Source organism: Niveispirillum sp. KHB5.9 (assembly GCF_048066115.1).
Lineage (GTDB): Bacteria > Pseudomonadota > Alphaproteobacteria > Azospirillales > Azospirillaceae > Niveispirillum.
On the sequence record NZ_JBLTYX010000036.1, the window covers coordinates 1 to 17,511 of the forward strand.

The 17,511-nt window shown below is 66.5% G+C and carries 17 protein-coding genes and 1 tRNA gene; 7 read left to right on the forward strand and 11 right to left on the reverse strand.

Translation table 11 applies throughout. The features are described 5' to 3' along the window. Positions 1-10 precede the first annotated feature (10 nt). The 3 genes from ACM9HJ_RS29660 to ACM9HJ_RS29670 form a co-directional block, all read right to left on the reverse strand. Entirely contained in the window at positions 11-280 is a 270-nt protein-coding gene (locus tag ACM9HJ_RS29660; RefSeq protein WP_416575417.1) for a hypothetical protein, read from the reverse strand. Between the two features lie 127 nt (positions 281-407). Beyond that, positions 408-1,535 (reverse strand): acyl-CoA dehydrogenase, encoded by a 1,128-nt coding sequence (locus tag ACM9HJ_RS29665; protein ID WP_416575418.1) that lies wholly within the window; start codon positions 1,533-1,535, stop codon positions 408-410. A gap of 181 nt (positions 1,536-1,716) precedes the next feature. Beyond that, positions 1,717-2,901, reverse strand: coding sequence for an acetyl-CoA C-acyltransferase (locus ACM9HJ_RS29670; RefSeq protein ID WP_416575419.1), 1,185 nt, complete (start codon positions 2,899-2,901; stop codon positions 1,717-1,719). A gap of 124 nt (positions 2,902-3,025) precedes the next feature. On the opposite strand from ACM9HJ_RS29670, the gene ACM9HJ_RS29675 reads away from it, so the two are divergent. Beyond that, the gene (locus ACM9HJ_RS29675) at positions 3,026-4,039 is read left to right on the forward strand and encodes an AraC family transcriptional regulator (protein ID WP_416575420.1); all 1,014 of its coding nucleotides are present in this window, start codon (positions 3,026-3,028) and stop codon (positions 4,037-4,039) included. Here the strand turns inward: ACM9HJ_RS29675 and ACM9HJ_RS29680 are convergent. From ACM9HJ_RS29680 to ACM9HJ_RS29690, 3 genes are all read right to left on the reverse strand, one after another. Then, entirely contained in the window at positions 4,024-5,922 is a 1,899-nt protein-coding gene (locus tag ACM9HJ_RS29680) for a potassium transporter Kup (RefSeq protein ID WP_416575421.1), read from the reverse strand. The genes ACM9HJ_RS29675 and ACM9HJ_RS29680 overlap by 16 nt on opposite strands. 85 nt (positions 5,923-6,007) lie before the next feature. Further along, complete coding sequence (locus ACM9HJ_RS29685; protein ID WP_416575422.1) at positions 6,008-6,511, reverse strand: hypothetical protein; 504 nt, start codon at positions 6,509-6,511, stop codon at positions 6,008-6,010. A 119-nt stretch (positions 6,512-6,630) separates the two neighbouring features. Next, positions 6,631-7,215: a TetR/AcrR family transcriptional regulator gene (locus tag ACM9HJ_RS29690; protein ID WP_416575423.1), complete on the reverse strand. Its 585-nt coding sequence runs from the start codon at positions 7,213-7,215 to the stop codon at positions 6,631-6,633. Between the two features lie 97 nt (positions 7,216-7,312). Between ACM9HJ_RS29690 and ACM9HJ_RS29695 the strand changes: the two genes are divergently transcribed. Beyond that, complete coding sequence (locus ACM9HJ_RS29695; RefSeq protein WP_416575424.1) at positions 7,313-7,636, forward strand: MmcQ/YjbR family DNA-binding protein; 324 nt, start codon at positions 7,313-7,315, stop codon at positions 7,634-7,636. Between the two features lie 41 nt (positions 7,637-7,677). Further along, entirely contained in the window at positions 7,678-8,244 is a 567-nt protein-coding gene (locus ACM9HJ_RS29700; protein ID WP_416575425.1) for a hypothetical protein, read from the forward strand. Positions 8,245-8,356: 112 nt separating this feature from the next. On the opposite strand, the gene ACM9HJ_RS29705 is transcribed toward ACM9HJ_RS29700, so the two are convergent. Next, positions 8,357-8,974, reverse strand: a complete 618-nt coding sequence (locus tag ACM9HJ_RS29705) for a ParA family protein (RefSeq protein ID WP_416575426.1) — start codon at positions 8,972-8,974, stop codon at positions 8,357-8,359. Between the two features lie 37 nt (positions 8,975-9,011). Continuing rightward, complete coding sequence (locus ACM9HJ_RS29710; protein WP_416575427.1) at positions 9,012-10,592, reverse strand: CHAD domain-containing protein; 1,581 nt, start codon at positions 10,590-10,592, stop codon at positions 9,012-9,014. A gap of 223 nt (positions 10,593-10,815) precedes the next feature. Here ACM9HJ_RS29710 and ACM9HJ_RS29715 point away from each other — a divergent pair, with 223 nt between their 5' ends. Together ACM9HJ_RS29715 and ACM9HJ_RS29720 are read left to right on the forward strand one after the other, a co-directional pair. After that, positions 10,816-12,012, forward strand: coding sequence for a phosphoglycerate kinase (locus ACM9HJ_RS29715; RefSeq protein WP_416575428.1), 1,197 nt, complete (start codon positions 10,816-10,818; stop codon positions 12,010-12,012). A gap of 45 nt (positions 12,013-12,057) precedes the next feature. Next, positions 12,058-12,300, forward strand: coding sequence for a hypothetical protein (locus ACM9HJ_RS29720; RefSeq protein WP_416575429.1), 243 nt, complete (start codon positions 12,058-12,060; stop codon positions 12,298-12,300). 60 nt (positions 12,301-12,360) lie between these two features. On the opposite strand, the gene ACM9HJ_RS29725 is transcribed toward ACM9HJ_RS29720, so the two are convergent. Both ACM9HJ_RS29725 and ACM9HJ_RS29730 read right to left on the reverse strand, forming a co-directional pair. Beyond that, on the reverse strand, positions 12,361-13,938 hold the full coding sequence (locus tag ACM9HJ_RS29725) for an aldehyde dehydrogenase (NADP(+)) (RefSeq protein WP_416575430.1): 1,578 nt from the start codon (positions 13,936-13,938) through the stop codon (positions 12,361-12,363). Positions 13,939-14,274: 336 nt separating this feature from the next. Further along, positions 14,275-14,349: transfer RNA gene (locus ACM9HJ_RS29730), tRNA-Thr, on the reverse strand. Positions 14,350-14,605: 256 nt separating this feature from the next. Between ACM9HJ_RS29730 and ACM9HJ_RS29735 the strand changes: the two genes are divergently transcribed. Further along, complete coding sequence (locus ACM9HJ_RS29735; protein WP_416575431.1) at positions 14,606-15,451, forward strand: EamA family transporter; 846 nt, start codon at positions 14,606-14,608, stop codon at positions 15,449-15,451. A gap of 11 nt (positions 15,452-15,462) precedes the next feature. Next, on the forward strand, positions 15,463-16,002 hold the full coding sequence (locus tag ACM9HJ_RS29740; RefSeq protein WP_416575432.1) for a DUF1697 domain-containing protein: 540 nt from the start codon (positions 15,463-15,465) through the stop codon (positions 16,000-16,002). A 91-nt stretch (positions 16,003-16,093) separates the two neighbouring features. Here ACM9HJ_RS29740 and ACM9HJ_RS29745 read toward each other — a convergent pair whose 3' ends face one another. Further along, positions 16,094-17,422: a cytochrome c peroxidase gene (locus tag ACM9HJ_RS29745; protein ID WP_416575433.1), complete on the reverse strand. Its 1,329-nt coding sequence runs from the start codon at positions 17,420-17,422 to the stop codon at positions 16,094-16,096. Positions 17,423-17,511: the final 89 nt, after the last annotated feature.

Consider the following 17,511-nt stretch of genomic DNA (forward strand, 5'->3'; position numbering starts at 1 on the left):
GAGCTGCCCGTTACCCCAAAATTTTTCCGACAACTCCAGATATCATCGCAGAACCAATATTGTCACCAACCCATTTAGCCGCCCCACCAAGAGAAGAAGATTCTTTTTTATTATCATTTTCTATCAAAGGCGCATCTTCTATCAAAATTCCATCAAGCCCATTTCCATCCAATTCGACATCTTCAATATGAATATTTGTGCCCCCAACTTCACCGACAATACCAATGCCAGCGCGACCATTGTTAGTAAAACGTCCACCCTTGATCGTAATGGTCCCCATAACACCCTCCGATAACGAACAGACACAGCCCGCTTACAGGTGATGCACACCCACTACATATATGTGGAAATCGTCAGCCACCCACAACAAGAGGGGGATCATGAATTATTTTCACTTAATTACCGCCTCACAGGTTCCGCGCGATCACCAGCCGTTGGATGTCGCTGGTGCCTTCATAGATCTGGCAGACGCGCACATCGCGATAGATGCGCTCCACCGGGAAATCCTCGACATAGCCATAGCCGCCGAAGGTCTGGATGGCATCGGAACAGACACGTTCAGCCATTTCGGACGCGAACAGCTTGGCCATCGACGCTTCTTTCAGACAAGGCTGACCGGCCCCGCGCAGGCTGGCGGCATGCAGCACCAGCTGCCGCGCCGCCTCGATCCGCGTCGCCATGTCAGCCAGGCGGAAGGACACGGCCTGATGCTCGATGATCGGCACACCCATGGAGGTGCGGTCCCGCGCATAATCCCGCGCCGCCTCGAACGCCGCCTGGGCCATGCCCACCGACTGCGATGCGATGCCGATGCGCCCGCCCTCCAGATTAGCCAGCGCGATGCGATAGCCATCGCCGGGCTTGCCCAGCATGGCAGAGGCCGGGACCCGCGCATCCTCCAGCAGGATCTGCGCGGTGTCGGAACTGCGCTGGCCCAGCTTGTGCTCCAGCCGCGCCACCTTGTATCCCGGATTGTCGGTGGGAACGAGGAAGGCCGAGATGCCCTTCTTGCCGGCGGCCGGATCGGTGACGGCGAAGACCAGGGCCACGCCGGCATGCTGGCCATTGGTGATGAACTGCTTGGCGCCGTTCAGCACATAATGGTCGCCATCCTGGACCGCACGGGTCTTCAGCGCCGACGCATCCGACCCCGCCTGCGGCTCCGTCAGGCAGAAGGCACCCAGCAACCGGCCCGCCGCCATGGGGCGCAGGTAGCGTTCCTTCTGCTCCGGGTTGCCGAACTTCAGGATGGGGGCGCAACCCACGGAATTATGCACGCTCATGATGGTGGAGATGGCGCCATCCCCGGCCGCGATCTCCTCGATGGCCAGCGCATAGGACACGGCATCGGCCCCCGCCCCGCCCCATTCCTCGGGCACCACCATGCCCAGCAGGCCAAGGTCACCCATCTCCCGCAACTCGTCCGCCGGGAACCGGCTCTCGCGGTCGCGCTCGGCCGCACCGGGGGCCAGACGTTCGCGGGCGAACTGCCGCGCCATGTCGCGGATCATGACCTGTTCTTCGGTGAGAAGCATGGGGTGGGTCCTTTTGGAAAGCGGTTACGCCACCTCTCCCGTCATCCCGGCGGAAGCCGGGACCCAGGGGCGGCGCGCCCGACAGTGCAGCCGCGTTGAACGCCGCCGCCGATAGGGTATTGCTTGTGGCCCCTGGGTCCCGGCTTCCGCCGGGATGACGGGAAGGAGTAGGAGCAGGCGGTTACACCAGCTCCACCGCCATCGCCGTCGCCTCACCGCCGCCGATGCACAGGCTGCCCACGCCCCGCTTCAGCCCATGCTTCTTCAGCGCATGCAGCAGGGTCACCAGAATACGCGCACCCGATGCGCCGATCGGGTGGCCCAGCGCGCAGGCGCCGCCATGGACATTGACCTTGGCATGGTCCAGCCCCAACTCCTTCATCGCCGCCATGGCAACGACAGCGAAGGCCTCGTTGATCTCGAACAGGTCGACATCCTTCACGCCCCAGCCGGTCTTGGCGAACAGGTCCTGCATGGCGCCCACCGGGGCGGTGGTGAACCAGGCCGGGGCGCGGGCGTGGCTGGCATGGCCGACGATGCGGGCCAGCGGCGACAGGCCGCGCTTTTCCGCTTCCGACGCGCGCATCAGCACCAATGCTGCCGCCCCGTCGCTGATCGAGCTGCTGTTGGCCGCCGTCACGGTGCCATCCTTGCGGAAGGCCGGCTTCAGCGTGGGGATCTTGTCAGGGCGGCCCTTGCCCGGCTGCTCGTCCTTGGCCACTACCACGTCGCCACCGCGGCCCTTCACCGTGACGGGCGCCACCTCCGTATCGAAGGTGCCGTCATCGACGGCGGCCTTGGCGCGGCGCAGGCTTTCCAGGGCATAGGCATCCTGCGCCTCGCGGGTGAAGCCGAAATGGGTGGCCGTATCCTCGGCATAGGTGCCCATGGCGCGCCCGCGCTCATACGCATCCTCCAGACCGTCCAGCGCCATATGGTCATACATCGTTGCATGACCGTAACGATACCCGCCCCGCGCGCGATCCAACAGATAGGGCGCGTTCGACATGCTCTCCATGCCGGCGGCCACCACCACATCGGCGCTGCCGGCCAGGATCAGGTCATGGGCCAGCATGGTGGTCTTCATGCCGCTGCCGCACATCTTGTTCAGGGTGGAGCAGGTGACCGACAGCGGCAGCCCGGCACCCAGTGCCGCCTGCCGGCCCGGCGCCTGGCCCTGGCCCGCCTGCAGCACATTGCCCATCAGCAGTTCCTGCACGCTGTCGCCGGAAATGCCGGCGCGCTCCACGGCCGCCTTCACGGCGACGGCACCCAGCTGGGCGGCGGTCAGACCGGACAGGTCACCCATCATGCCGCCCATGGCGGTACGGGCGGCGGAGACGATGACGATGGGATCGGCGCTCATGGCATTCCTCGGGCATCTGGATTGGTTGGTTGGGCCCCAGCGTAGACTTGTCGCTTCCGATCAGCCATAACCGTTGCGATCAAATTTCCTGATCACTTATGTCAATCGCGAATAGGTCGGGGAATTGGCGGATAAGGGCAGCATCTCCATCCAGTTCGCCGCCGCCGCCCTGACGGGGGCACTGGCGCGCGGGATGCAGGCCGCCCCCATCCTGCGCAAGGCGGGGATCGATCCCGCACTCCTGTCCCGCCCCGACGCGCGGGTGCCGGTGCAGGCCTATGGTGCGCTGCTGCGGCTGCTGGCGCAGTTGCTGGACGACGAATTCTTCGGCCTGGACAGCCGCCGCATGAAGGTCGGGTCCTTCGCGCTCTCCTGCCTGCTGGCGCTCCGCGGGGAGGATCTGGGACGGGCCCTGACCCTGCTCTGCCGGTCCTACAACACCATCCTGGACGATCTGCGTGTCGGTCTGGTCCGCGACGGGCGGCGGGCGGCACTGGAGATCGTGCCCACAAGCCCCGGCCAGCCCTTGTTCCCCTTCGCGGCGGAAACCCTGTTCGTCTATATCCACGGCATCGCCTGCTGGCTGGCCCGCCGCCGCATCGTGATCGATGAGGCGGAGTTCCCCTATCCGCAGCCAGCCCGCGCCGGGGAATATTACGTGCTGTTCAGCACCCAGCTGCGCTTCGACCAGCCCGCCTGCCGCCTGTGGTTCGACGCCGCCACCCTGTCCCTGCCCGTGGCCCAGGATACGCGGACGGCGCAGGCTTTCCTGAACCAGGCGCCGGAAAGCTTCCTGGTCAAATACCGCAATCCCGACGGCTACAGCCGGCGTGTGGCCAACCTGCTGCGCCGCCGCCCGCCGGCCGACTGGCCCGTGGCCGATGCCGCTGCGGCGGCGCTGCGCTGCTCGCCGGCCACCCTGCGCCGCATGCTGCGGCAGGAGGGAACCTCGTTCCAGGCGATCAAGGACCGGCTGCGGCTGGAACTGGCGCGGGACGCCCTGGCCCGGCCGGACCTGTCCATCGCCGACATAACAGCACTTCTCGGGTTCGCCGAACCCGCGGCCTTCAACCGCGCTTTCCGGCAATGGACGGGCACGACACCTGCCCGTTACCGCCGAGATCAAATCTCCACATGACCGCCCAGCTCCACCACGCGGTTCAGCGGCAGGTGGAAGAAGTCGGCGGTGGTCGTGGCGCTGCGCATCAGGAAGGCGAACAGCTCTTCCCGCCACGGCGCCATGCCCGGCTCCGCCGACGGCACCACCGTCTCCCGCGTCAGGAAGTACGAGATGCGCAGCGGCTCGTAATCGAAGCCAAGATCGGTGCGCTTGGCGTTCGCCAGCGCCTTGGGCACGTCGGGATCGTCCATGAAGCCGCAATACATGGTGACGCGGAACACGTCGTCGCGCAGCTTTTCCGACACGATGCGTTCGCCGATGGGCACGCGCGGCCGTTCCGTCACCTTCACCGTCATAACCACCACCCGGTCATGCAGGACATGGTTGTGCTTCAGGTTGTGCAGCATGGCCAGCGGCACGCCATCGGGATCGGAGGTCAGGAAGATCGACGTGCCGGGCACGCGCGTGATGCGCTGCGACAGGGTATTGAGGAATTCCTGCAACGGCATGGCGCTGTCGCGGAGCTTGGCGTGCAGCAGCTTGCGGCCCATCTTCCAGGTGGTCATCAGGGTAAAGGCCACGATGCCGGCCGCCAGCGGGAACCAGCCGCCATGGGTGATCTTGGTCGCCGTCGCCAGGAAATAGGCGGCATCGACCAGCAGCAGCAGGATGAAGAAGCCCATGGCGAACTTGCCGTTCCATCCCCAATGGTGGAAGGCTAGCATAGCCACCAGCGTCGTGGTGATCATCATCGTGCCGGTCACCGCCACGCCGTAGGCCGACGCCAGGTTGGTCGACGATCCGAAGCCCAGTACCAGCCCCACCACGGCGATCATCAAGGACCAGTTGATGAAGGGCATATAGATCTGCCCCATCTCCTTTTCCGAGGTATGGATGATGTTCATCCGCGGCAGATAACCCAGCTGGATGGCCTGTCTGGTCACAGAGAAGGCGCCGGAGATTACCGCCTGGCTGGCGATGATGGTGGCGAAGGTCGCCAGCACCACCAGCGGCATGGCCGCCCAGGGCGGCCCCATGAAGAAGAACGGATTGGAAGCCGCGTCCGGATTGGTCAGCAGCAGCGCACCCTGCCCGAAATAGTTCAGCATTAGTGCCGGCCAGACCAGCATGTACCAGGCCAGCCGGATCGGCCCGCGCCCGAAATGGCCCATATCGGCGTATAGCGCCTCCGCCCCCGTCACCGACAGCACGACGCTGCCCAGCGCCAGGAAGCCGATCCAGCCGTCATGCGCCAGGAAGGCCACAGCATAATGCGGCGACAGGGCCGCCAGCACCCCCGGCGCCTTGCCGATATTGCTGATGCCCAGTACGGCCAGCACAACGAACCAGATCAGCATCAGCGTGCCGAAGGCCCCGCCCAGCGCCGCCGATCCCTTGGATTGCACCGCGAACAGCCCGACCAGGATGACGATGGCGATGGGCAGGGTCCAGGGCGCCATGTCGGGCGCGGCGACCTGCAGGCCTTCCACCGCCGACAGCACGGAAATGGCCGGGGTAATGGCGCTGTCGCCATAAAACAGTGCAGCTGCGAACACACCCAGCGCACCCGCGAGCGTCGTCAGCCTGGCATTCTTGGACAGCGCCTTCTGCAACAGGGCCAGAAGGGCGAAGGAACTGCCCTCCCCTTCATTGTCGGCGCGCATGATGATGGCGACATACTTGATCGACACCACCAGCATCACGGTCCAGAACACCAGCGACAGCACGCCCAGCACATGCATGCGGTCCACCGGCAACGGATGCGGGCCGGCGAACGCCTCTTTCATGGCATAGAGCGGGCTGGTGCCGATATCGCCGAACACCACGCCAATGGCGGACAGGAACAGGGCGCCGAACGAGGATCGCGGCGCGTCATGCGCCGCACTGGCCGATTGTCCCACGTATGCCCACCCCTGTCCCCGAATGCTGCGCTGCGAACGCTACTCGTTTCACGCGCGCCGCGCAAGGAAGGGGCGGGGCTGGCGATCAGCCACGCCGTGTCACCGCGACACCGATCCGGCCCAACCGGCGCAGATGGATGATCTGCACCGTCACACCGATGACCAGCATGGCCAGCAGCGCAGCGTGGGAGCCCAGCAGCAGCGGGGCGTTCATGTCGGCGACCAGCGGATGACCGTCGGGCACCCGGCGCAAGGTCTCGGTGACCGTGGGTACCATCAGCAGGAACACGGTCAGGCTCAGGCTGACCGTCTCGATATAGCGACCCGCCCGCCCCAGGCTCGGCAGCAGCCCCACGCCATAGCCGGCCAGCAGGAACAGGATGGTGACGGCACCGATGCCATAGCTCACCGGCTGATGCGCCACGAGGAAGGCGGTGATACCGCCGATCAGCATGGAGACGAAATAGACCGCCCCGGCCGGGGAGCGCGGCACGATCTGGCCATGTCGGACCAGCATGTAAAGCGCGGCAGGAATGGCGGGCAGGCTGCCCAGCGTATGCAGCCAGCCGAGGGGGGAAATGCCGAACATGGAGCGGTCCTTGTCAGAAGAGTGACGGGTTGGTTCCCGATAACAAGGCGAACATACCTACCTATTAGTAGGGAGTCTGTGCGGGCACGCACAGCGCTCCACGAAAGTGCGGTCCGCAATCAGGCCTGAATGATCAGCCGCTCCAGCAGCGGACGGGTGATAGCGCCGAACAAGGCGGCATCACCATGGGCGCGCGCGGACAGCATGGCGCCGTGAACGGTGGCGATCACCAATTCCGCCTCCGCCCCCGCACCGCCGGTCAGGCGCAGGCTGCCATCCCGTGCACCGCGTTCCAGAACATCCGCCAGCCAGCCCGACAGCATGCGGAAATGCCCCTGCACCTCGCCCGCCACCTCCGCCGGCAGCACGGGGATCTGGCTGGCCAGCAGGGCACAGACGCAGATGGGTGCGCTGTCATCGGCGATGCAGCCCTGCCAATAGCCCAGATATGCCCGCAGCTGCCCGGCGGGATCGCCGACATGTTGTGCCAACGCCGCCAGACCCGCCGCCGCCTCTTCCCGATAACGGGCAACCAGCACCCGGACCAGATCGGCCTTGGCCGGGAAATGATGGTGGATGCTGGCATTGCGGATGCCCACCACCTTGGCGATGTCGGCATAGCTGAAGCCATTATACCCACCCGCCACGATCAGCGATCGGGCGCAGGCCAGGATATCGTCATAGGTGGTGGAGACAGTGCCCATGGCAAACAGCTACGACCCGGCGGCCCGGCACGTCAAGGCTTGGCACCGCCGCCCGCCGCCCCCACAATCGACACACAAGGCATCAGGGAGACCGGACATGGCATCGGGGGACGATCTGCGCCGGCTGGCGCTGGGTCTGGCGGGGACGGAGGAGTATCCGCATTTCGACCGCGCCGCCTTCAAGGTGGCACGCACCTATGTCACCCTGGCGCCCGACGCGCTGACCGCCAATTTCAAATTCACGCCGGATGAGCAGGAACTGAAATGCACCGTGGCATCCGATGCCTTCGCCGCCATTCCCAATGGCTGGGGCCGGCAGGGCTGGACCACGGGTACCTTGGCCAACCTGACGGAACCGGAACTGGACGCGGCCCTGCGCATGGCCTGGGCGCATGCCCAGCCCACCAAACGTAAACGCTGAGCCAATCTGGACGCGGCAAAATCGGCAGGTTATGACAGCGCATGGATCGCAACCCGCCGCATAAGCCCCTCACCCGCCGCGCCCTGCTGGCCACGGCGGCGGCTGGGCTGGCATTGGCGGCGGCCCCGGCAAGGGCCCTGTCGCTGTCCGGCACGATCTGGGAGCAGACGGGGCGGCTGGCGCAGCTGGACCCCTATCTGCTCTACGCCGTCTCCTATGTCGAAAGCCGTTTCGACCGGCGGGGTCGGACCGGCCCCTGGCCCTATGCCGTGCGCACCACCACCGAATCCTATCATCCGGAGAATTTCGAGGCGGCGATGGACCTGATCCACCGGTTGCCGGCGGAGGATGTCAAGGATGCCGATCTGGGCTGGATGCAGGTGAATGTGCGCTGGCATGCCCACCGCGTGCCCGACATCAGCCACCTGCTGCATGCCGACATCAACCTGCGCGTCGGTGCCGGCATCCTGCGCGAAGCGCTGGACAGCCTGCCGGATGATCCGGCACTGGCCATCGGCCGTTACCATACCTGGATGGACACGGCCCGCGGCCGCGACTATGGCAACCGCGTGCTGGCACTCAGGGCACGGCTGAAGGCTACCGCCTGACGCTGGAGGTGCCTCAAACGCCGGCGCCGCATCCGCGGCTTGGCTTCACGGGCGCATGAGCGCTGCGGCGGCAGTCGTCGCCGGAACGGTTTTCGGTGAACCGAAAGCCGCTCTACCCCACAAACGCCAGCAGCGGCGTCCAGTCGGCTCGCAGGTCGGCGGCGCGCTTGGCCTTCTGGTCGAACAGGGTCAGGCCCTCCGACGCCAGGTCGGTATACATCTGGCTGTCGCGCAGCCGGGCTACCACCTGATGCCCCACACCGGCCAGGAATGTATCCAGCCGGTCGGCCGCCTTGGTGCGGGCGCGCAGACGGTTGCCGACGATGGCCACCGGCACCTTATCCTTGGCGATGGCCTTGACCTCTTCCAGCTTGTCCAGGAAACGGGCCGTCGCCGCCTCGTCGAATGCGCCGGGCAGGACGGGCAGCACCACCACGTCGGACAGGCGGATCAGTTCCTCCACATCCTTGGGCCGCATGGCGGCGGGCGCATCGATGACCAGGCGACCGGTGCCCGATGGCGGCTTGCCGATTTCCTTCACCCAATCCAGCCCCTGGATGGGCGATGCCGTTTCCGGCCGCGTCTTCAGCCAGCCCAGGGAAGATTTCTGCCGGTCCAGGTCGGCCAGCGCCGTCTTGTGCCCATGGCCGGCGAAATAGGCGGCCAGATGCGTGGCGATGGTCGTCTTGCCGACACCGCCCTTGATGTTGCTGACCAGAATCGTGCGCATGGAATTTCCTTATGCTTTCAACAGGCGGCGGCCGGGCTCAGCGCTCGCCATCCCCGTCTTCCTTGCCATCCTGCCAGAAGGGCTTGGCGTCGGCGAAACGGTGCCAGTCGGCCACCGTATCCTCTTCCAGATCATGCAGGCCACGGGCGTGCCAGCCGGCGACCAACCCCGCCCCCAGGCGCCAGTCGGCGGGCAATGCTGCACCGGCGGTGCCTTCCAGTTCGGCCACCAGCTTGTCCACCGTGGCAACATCCTGCAAATGGCCCAGCCGGTCCTGGAAGGCCGACATATCCTCCAGGAACCGGCGCAGCGCCTTGCCCTCGTACAGCGAGCGGAAGAAATCGGCGGCATAGCGCAGCTTCTTCAAGGATATACGCAGCTCATGCCGGGGGGCGGGGGCCAGACGGGCGAAGCCGCGCCCGCGCTTGCGCGCCTGACGGTGGCGCTTGTCCAGCAGGGCGCCCGCCATATCGATCACCGGCGACAACAGCAAGGTCGATTGCTCACTGACCGGCTGGTTGCGCCAGCCACGGCCATCGACCCAGGCGGCCAGATCCAGCAGCAGGGCGGTATGGGCGGGGTCGGCCAGGGTGGCGCGGACCTGGGCATAGCCGCGATCACGCGCCGCACGCGCTGCCATTTCCAGCGAGGCCAAGCCATCATGGCCCTGAAGGGCGACGCTGACGGGCGGCAGCAGCTCACCCAGGAACACATCCCATTCCCGCGCCGGGCCCAGGGCGCTGGCCAGATCCTTCACGCGGGGACCCAAACTGTCCATCTGGTCGGCGGGGATGAAGGGCTTGAAGATCTGCAGGGCGGAGCGCAGGCGGCGCAGCGCCACGCGCATCTGGTGCACGCCCTCCGGGTCCCGGCCCAGGCGGGTCACCGGCTCATTGGCCATCATATGGCCCAGACAATGGCGGACGATGGCGGACAAGGCATCCTCCACCGTCGCGTCGGGGGCCAGCACCAGCTTGGTGGCTTTGGCGCTGACCGGCGTGGCGCCGGAGGAAAGCGCATAGCCACGCGCCGACTTGGTCTCCATCTCCAGGCGCACGGGCACCTCGGCATGGATGGCGCGGGCCAGATCGTAAAGGGCGGCGGTGTCCGTGCCCTCGGTCAGTTCCAGTTCCGCCTCATGCACGGGCAGGGACAGGCCGCCCGGCGCCACGATCTCCCCCTGGTCCAGCGCCACCTCCACCACCAGGCCGGCGCGGGGGGAGAGATGGCGGATCTGGCGGCGGATGCGGGTTTCGAATACCGGTACCAGATCGTCATTGGCGATCTCCCCCAACCCCTCGATCACCGTGGGATCGGGCAGCAGCGACAGGTCGGGGCGGGGATGGGCCACCTCCACCTCCCATTCGCCGCGCACCAGGGCGCCGGCGCCGGGCTTGGGTGCCGATTTCAGGGTCTGGATCAGCTTGCGGCCCACGCGGCGGACGCGCAGGGACAGGCCGGCGGCCACCAGCCGGCGGTCCTCGGTATCGAAATAGATGCTGTCCAGCGACTTGACCTTGGGCTTGGCGATGGTGTCGGACAGGCAGGAAAGCCCGCGCAGCCGGTCCATGTCGGACGGCGCCACCGCCAGTTTCAGTTCAATCTCCAGGCTGGACATAAGCACACCACAAACATGCCAAAACACGGCCGGCGGGCTGATTCGCCCCGGATTCCGGCCGTTTCAGGTCAACGATGACAATTCCGTGAAGGGCTGTCTATCGCGCGCGGCGATTTTTTTGCAACCAACCCGCCAGGGGGTGGCGGTTGAAAGCCGCCCCGCAATGGTGTTTCCTGCCGCCCGGCATCGCCTGCCCAAACATATCCTGACGGGGACCTTCTCCATGCGCTTCCAGACCCTCGACACCATCGACGTCACCGGTAAGACCGTGCTTGTCCGTGCCGATTTGAACGTGCCCGTCGCCGATGGGCAGGTCACCGACACCACCCGCATCGACCGGCTGGTGCCGACGCTGAAGGAGATCGCGGCGAAGGGCGCCAAGGTCGTCGTCATGTCGCATTTCGGCCGTCCCAAGAACGGCCCGGACGAGAAGAACAGCCTGCGCCAGGTGGTGCCGGCCCTGGAAAAGGCCCTGGGCGGCCCGGTGGCCTTCGCCACGGATTGCGTGGGTGAAGCGGCGGCGTCCGCCGTTGCGGCTCTGCCGGCCGGCGGCACGCTGCTGCTGGAAAATACCCGCTTCCATGCGGGTGAGGAAAAGAATGATCCGGAACTGGCCAAGGGTCTGGCGGCCCTGGGCGATGTCTATGTGAATGACGCGTTTTCGTCCGCCCACCGCGCCCATGCCTCCACCGAGGGCATCGCCCACCTGCTGCCGTCGGCCGCCGGCCGGCTGATGCAGGCGGAACTGGAAGCGCTGGGCAAGGCGCTGGCGGCACCGGAGCGGCCGGTGGCGGCCGTGGTCGGCGGGGCCAAGATCTCCACCAAGCTGGAACTGCTGCTCAACATGGTTTCGAAGGTCGACATCCTGGTGCTGGGCGGCGGCATGGCCAACACCTTCCTGTTCGCCAAGGGCGTGTCCGTCGGATCGTCCCTGTGCGAGCGCGACATGGCCGACCAGGCGCGCGCCATCATGGAGAAGGCGGCCGTCGGCGGGTGCGAGATCGTGCTGCCCGTCGATGGCCTGATGTCCAAGGAATTCAAGGCCAATGCCGAGCATCGCGTCACCGCCGTCACCGACATCCGGGAGGGCGAGATGATGCTGGATGCCGGTCCCGCGACCGTGGAACTGGTCGGCAAGAAGCTGGAAGGGGCCAAGACCCTGGTCTGGAACGGCCCGTTCGGCGCGTTCGAACTAGTGCCGTTCGACAGCGCCACCAACGCCGTGGCCGCCATCGCCGCCAACCTGACGGCGCAAGGCAAGCTGCTGTCGGTGGCCGGTGGAGGCGACACGGTGGCGGCGCTGGAGCATGCCGGCGTGGCCAGCCGCTTCTCCTATGTCTCCACGGCTGGTGGGGCGTTCCTGGAATGGCTGGAAGGCAAGGTGCTGCCGGGTGTGGCGGCGCTGGAGAAGCAGGGCTGAGATTGTCATTGAGGGCTGGGTGATCACCGGCCCTCAATGAAACCCGTGCTGAAGATCATCATGACAGAAGAACCCGTCACCCAGCCGGACTGGGTCACCAGGGGCAAGACAATCAGGCAGTTGATCCAAGAGCTGCGGACATTCGAGGATCAGGACCTGTTGGTCGAGATATCGGTTGACGACGGTGAAACCTGCCGGCCCATCAGCTTGGTTGTTAAGAGCAATGGGAAATGCGTTCTGCTCAATGCCGAACTTAAGGCGGATGAAACACCGCTGTACAAAGGGTGATCACACGCGCTTCGCTTCGTTGCGCGATGCACGAAAGCGAAGCGCGTGTGATTGACCGGTTCAAGCCTTCTGCACCACGCCGTCGATGCGGCGGTTCAGGCCCAGCGGGTTGGCGCGCTTCAGGGCGACCGGCAGCAGGGCATCGGGGATGTCCTGATAGCAGACGGGGCGCAGGAAGCGGTCGATGGCCAGCGTGCCGACCGAGGTGGCGCGCGGATCGCTGGTGGCGGGGAACGGGCCGCCATGCACCATGGCGTGGCACACTTCCACCCCCGTGGGCCAGCCATTGGCCAGGATGCGGCCGGCGCGACGCTCCAGGGTCGGCAGCAACCCGGCCGCCACCTCATGGTCGCCCTCGTCCAGGTGCAGCGTAGCCGTCAGCTGGCCTTCCAGATGCTCCAACACATCCTTCAGCACGCCGACATCGGCGCAGCGGATGATGACCGACGACGATCCGAACACTTCCGCCCCCAGTGCATGGTCGGACAGGAAGTCGGCCGCCGTGACGCTGAACAGGGCACCGGCACCCTTGTTGCCACCGGCCTCTGCCACGCGGGCAACGGTGGTGACCTTTTCATGGCCGGCCAGTGCCTCCACGCCCGTGCGATAGGCCTGGCAGATGCCGGGCGTCAGCATGGTGATGGGGGCGGTGTTGGCGAGCGCGGCGGCGGCGGCGGTCGTGAACCGCTCCAGGTCCGGGCCGTCCACGGCCAGGATCAGGCCGGGGTTGGTGCAGAACTGGCCGGCACCCATGGTCAGGGAACCGACAAAGGCGGCACCCAGCGCTTCGGCGCGAGCCGACAGGGCGGCGGGCAGCAGGACGACGGGGTTGATGCTGCTCATCTCCGCATAGACGGGGATGGGCTCCGGGCGCGACTGGGCGATGCGGATCAGGGCCTGACCGCCCCCGCGCGAGCCGGTGAAGCCCACGGCCTTGATGCGCGGGTCGGCGACCAGGGCCTGACCGAAATCACGCTGCGTGCCCGACAGCATGGAGAACACGCCCTCATGCAGGCCCAGCTCGGCCACGGCGGCGGCGATGGCCTCGCCCACCAGTTCCGACGTACCGGGATGGGCGGAATGCACCTTCACCACCACGGGGCAGCCGGCGGCAAGAGCCGAGGCCGTGTCACCACCGGCGACGGAGAAGGCCAGCGGGAAGTTCGACGCGCCGAACACGGCCACGGGGCCGACGGGGATGTTGCGCAGGCGCAGGTCGGCGCGCGGCAGCGGCTTGCGTTCCGGCAGGGCACCGTCGATGCGCGCACCCAGCCAGTCGCCATTGCGCAGCACGGCGGCGAACAGGCGCAGCTGGCCCACGGTGCGGCCGCGCTCGCCTTCCAGCCGGGCGCGGGGCAGGCCGGTCTCGGCGCCCGCACGCTCCAGCAGCGCGTCACCGATGGCGACGATATTGTCGGCGATCTTTTCCAGGAAGCGGGCGCGATCCTCCGGCGATGTCTCGCGGAAGCCGTCGAAGGCGGCCCAGGCCAGGGCGCAGGCCTGATCGACATGGGCCGGCGTGGCCTGGGCGAAGGCCGGCTCGATCTGCGCATCGGCGGCGGGATCGACGGCCTTGAACCCGGACTCGGTGGCGATGCGGCTACGGCCGATCAGCAGTTTCCCATGCAGAGACATCATGCACTCCCGCTTGACGTGTTTCCTCCTGGCCGTCCGGTTCGTCCGGGGCCGGTCGGCGGTATTGTTACCGCTAACGGACCCGCTGTGACAAGCCGTTCCCTGGGCAGGGGAGGTCGGAGGTTATGAGGGTGATTAGTAATACTAATATGCCCCTAACGACAAGCGGCAGACAGGCAATGCAGCCGCGTTGCGGGGGCGGTTGAAAATGGATTGTGGGGTTTTAAAGGGACGATATCCGTCGTGTCGAAACAGGCGTTTTGACAAATGCTTCAGCAGAAGATGGATAATCGTCACCGGCTTCATCAAGCAGCCACCCAAGAAGAAAAGGGTGGAGGATGGTGCCCCGAGTCGGATTTGAACCAACGGCCTACCGCTTACGAAGCGGTTGCTCTACCGCTGAGCTATCGGGGCGCCGCGGTGAAGTGGGCGGGGTTATAGCCAAGGGCTCCGGCCTTGGCAACAGTGATTTTCACCCCATCAGCCGTTTATCATCATCAAGGTGCTGCATGGCACCGTTGCAGGTATTGTGCGCCCTCAGGCGCCGGGCGGGCGCATCCGCGCCCTTGGCTTGCGCGCTATGGGGCGCGGGCCGGCAGTCGCCGGCCTCCAGCAGCCATTTGCAGTGGCTGCTGGTATTGTTCCGGTGACAAACCGGTTGGAACAGGCGATGGGCGAATGGGTGGTGCCGCTGGTGTTGCTGGCGGCGGTGATGCATGCGGGGTGGAACAGCCTGCTGAAGGGCGGGGGCGACCGGCTGGTGGGGATCACCATGCTGAATGTCTGGTGCGCCGTGGCGGGGCTGTTCCTGCTGCCCTTTGCCGGGCCGCTGCCACCGGCGGCCTGGCCCTATCTGGCGGCCTCGCTGGGCTTCCACACCGCCTATCAGGTCTTTCTGGTGCGCACCTACCGGCTGGGCGACCTGTCGCAGGTCTATCCGGTGGCGCGGGGGGCGGCCCCGCCGCTGGTGGCGCTGACCGGGCTGCTGCTGGGCACGGATATGCTGCGCCCGGCGGAAGGGCTGGCGGTGCTGCTGATCGCGGCGGGCATTGCGGCCCTGGCCCTGCGCGGTGGGGCGGGCTTGCGCACCGATCCAAGGCCGGTGCTGATGGCGCTGGCCACGGCATCCTTCATCGCCGGATATACGACGGTGGACGGGCTGGGGGCGCGGGCCGGTGGGGACAGCGTGTCCTATACCGCCTGGCTGTTCATCCTGAACGCTCCGCCGATGGTGGCGCTGGCCTGGGCCCGGCGCGGCGCGGCCGGGCTGTGGCAGGCCATGCGGGCCGGATGGCGGTGTGACCTGGTGGGCGGGGCCATGGCACTGACCGGCTATGGCATCGCCATCTGGGCCATGACCCATGCGCCCATCGCCCTGGTGGCGGCGCTGCGCGAGACCAGCGTGATCTTCGCCCTGCTGATCGCGAAATTATGGCTGAAGGAACCGGTGGGGCGCTGGCGCGCGGGATCGGCCTTGCTTGTCCTGGCGGGCATCGCCACGCTGCGGCTGGCCTGAGGGGGAAAACAATGACAACCCATGTCTGCCTGCTGCGCGGCGTCAATGTCGGCGGCAACAAGATCGTGAAGATGGCGCTGTGGAAGCAGCTTTACGAGGAGATGGGCTTCACCCGCGTCCGCACCCTGCTGCAATCCGGGAACATCGTCTTCGATGCGCAGAGCGGCGAGGGTCTGGCGGAGCGGCTGCCGGCGGCGTTCGCGGCACGATTCGGCTTCACGGCCGACCATGTGCTGCGCGATGCAACGGCGTTGGAGGCGGCCATCGCCGGCAATCCCTTCCCGGATGCGGCCGAGGCGACGCCCAACCATCTGCTGGTGTTCTTCCTGTCGGGTGCGCCCGATAAGGCGGCGGCGGAGCGGCTGGCCGCACTGATCGGGGATGGGCCGGCTCGGCTGCATCTGTCCGGCGACGTGCTCTATCTGGATTTCGCCGGGGCCATCCTGCAAAAGGCGATCGATCCAGTGAAGGTGCTGAAGGCGGCCGGGGTCACCGGTACCTCGCGCAACTGGACGACCCTGGGCAAGCTGGCGGCATTGGCGCGGGCGTAGGTCAGGTCGAGCCGAAGGCGAGCCCTGACAGCATTGCCGGAAAGCCTTTCCTGTCGGGGCTCGGACTTCGTCCTCGACCCGACCTACGGCCTTACTGTTCCACTACCTCGACGCTCATCTTCATCTTGGGATGGATGTTGCAGACGGCGCGGAAGCGGCCATTCTTGTCGAACAGCACCTCCACCGACTGGCCGGGGTCCTGCACGCCGCTGTCATAATCCATGTCGGCGGAGAAGACGCGGATATTATGGACGCGCGTATCCTCGTTATGGATGACCAGCGTGCCACCCTTGCGCAGGCGCACGCCGGGTACGGAGAACGCCGTGTTCTGCTGGCTCACCTCGATCCGCGACGGGGCCGGGCCGTTGGCGGCCAATGGTGCGGGATCGACGGCGCTGACGGCGGCGACGGTGGCCGGCAAGGCGGTGGGATCGGCATCCAGCGTGGCCAGGAAGGCCAGCACATCGGCCTGTTCAGCCTCGGCCAGGTCCAACTGGTGCGGCAGGTCGCGCGACAGGGTGGGGCGATGCACCGCGCCGCTCACATAATGGCGCAGCACGCCCTTCAGGTCGGCGATGGAGCCATCATGCATATAGGGCGCGCTGCGGCCCAGTTCGCGCAGCGTGGGGGTCTTCCAGCTGTTGAACAGTTCCGGATGCCCGACCACGCCGCCGCGCCCCGGCCCGGTACCCGGCAACCCGATATCGTGGAAGGCACCATCGGTGAAGGCCCAGCCCTTGTGGCAGTTCGAACAGGCGGCCCTGCCGTCGAACAGGGTGAAGCCGCGCTTGGCCGATGCGCTGATCGCACCCTCGTCACCGGCGATCCAGCGGTCGAAGGGCGTGGCGGGCGACACCAGGGTGCGTTCGAAGATGGCGATGGCCTTGGCGATATTGTCCAGGCTGATCACCGGGTCCTGCGGGAAGGCCCTGGCGAAGGCGGCTTCCAGGTCCCGGTCGCCGGCCAGTTCGGCCGTCAGGGTGGCCAGATCCTGGTTCATCTCGATGGGATTAGCGATGGGGCCCAGCGCCTGTTTCTCCAGGCTGCCGGCACGACCATCCCAGAACAGCTGTTCGGTCCAAGCCAGATTCCACAGGGTCGGCGTATGCATCGGCCCGGCTTCACCCCCCTCACCTACCGCGCGGGGGCGGGCATCGGAGAAGCCCTTGGCCGGGTCATGGCAGCTGGAACAGGACATACTGTTGCCGCCGGACAGGCGCTTGTCCGTGAACAGCCGCTTGCCCAGGTCCAGCTTGGCCTGGGTGAAGGGATTGTCGGCTGGGTAGGGGGCGGTGTCGGGTCGCACCCAGGCCGCCAAATTGGCCGGTCGGTCGGCCTGGGCCTGCGGGCCGGCCAGGCCGAAGGTGAAAGCAAGGGTGACGGCCGCCAGTGCCGATACGGAACGCCAACCCTTGTACATCTTCACACCTAAATCCCTTTTGCGCTTTCACATGGGCCGGAATTTACGCCCTCCCCCTTGATGGGGGAGGGAGGGACCCGCCGCGTAAC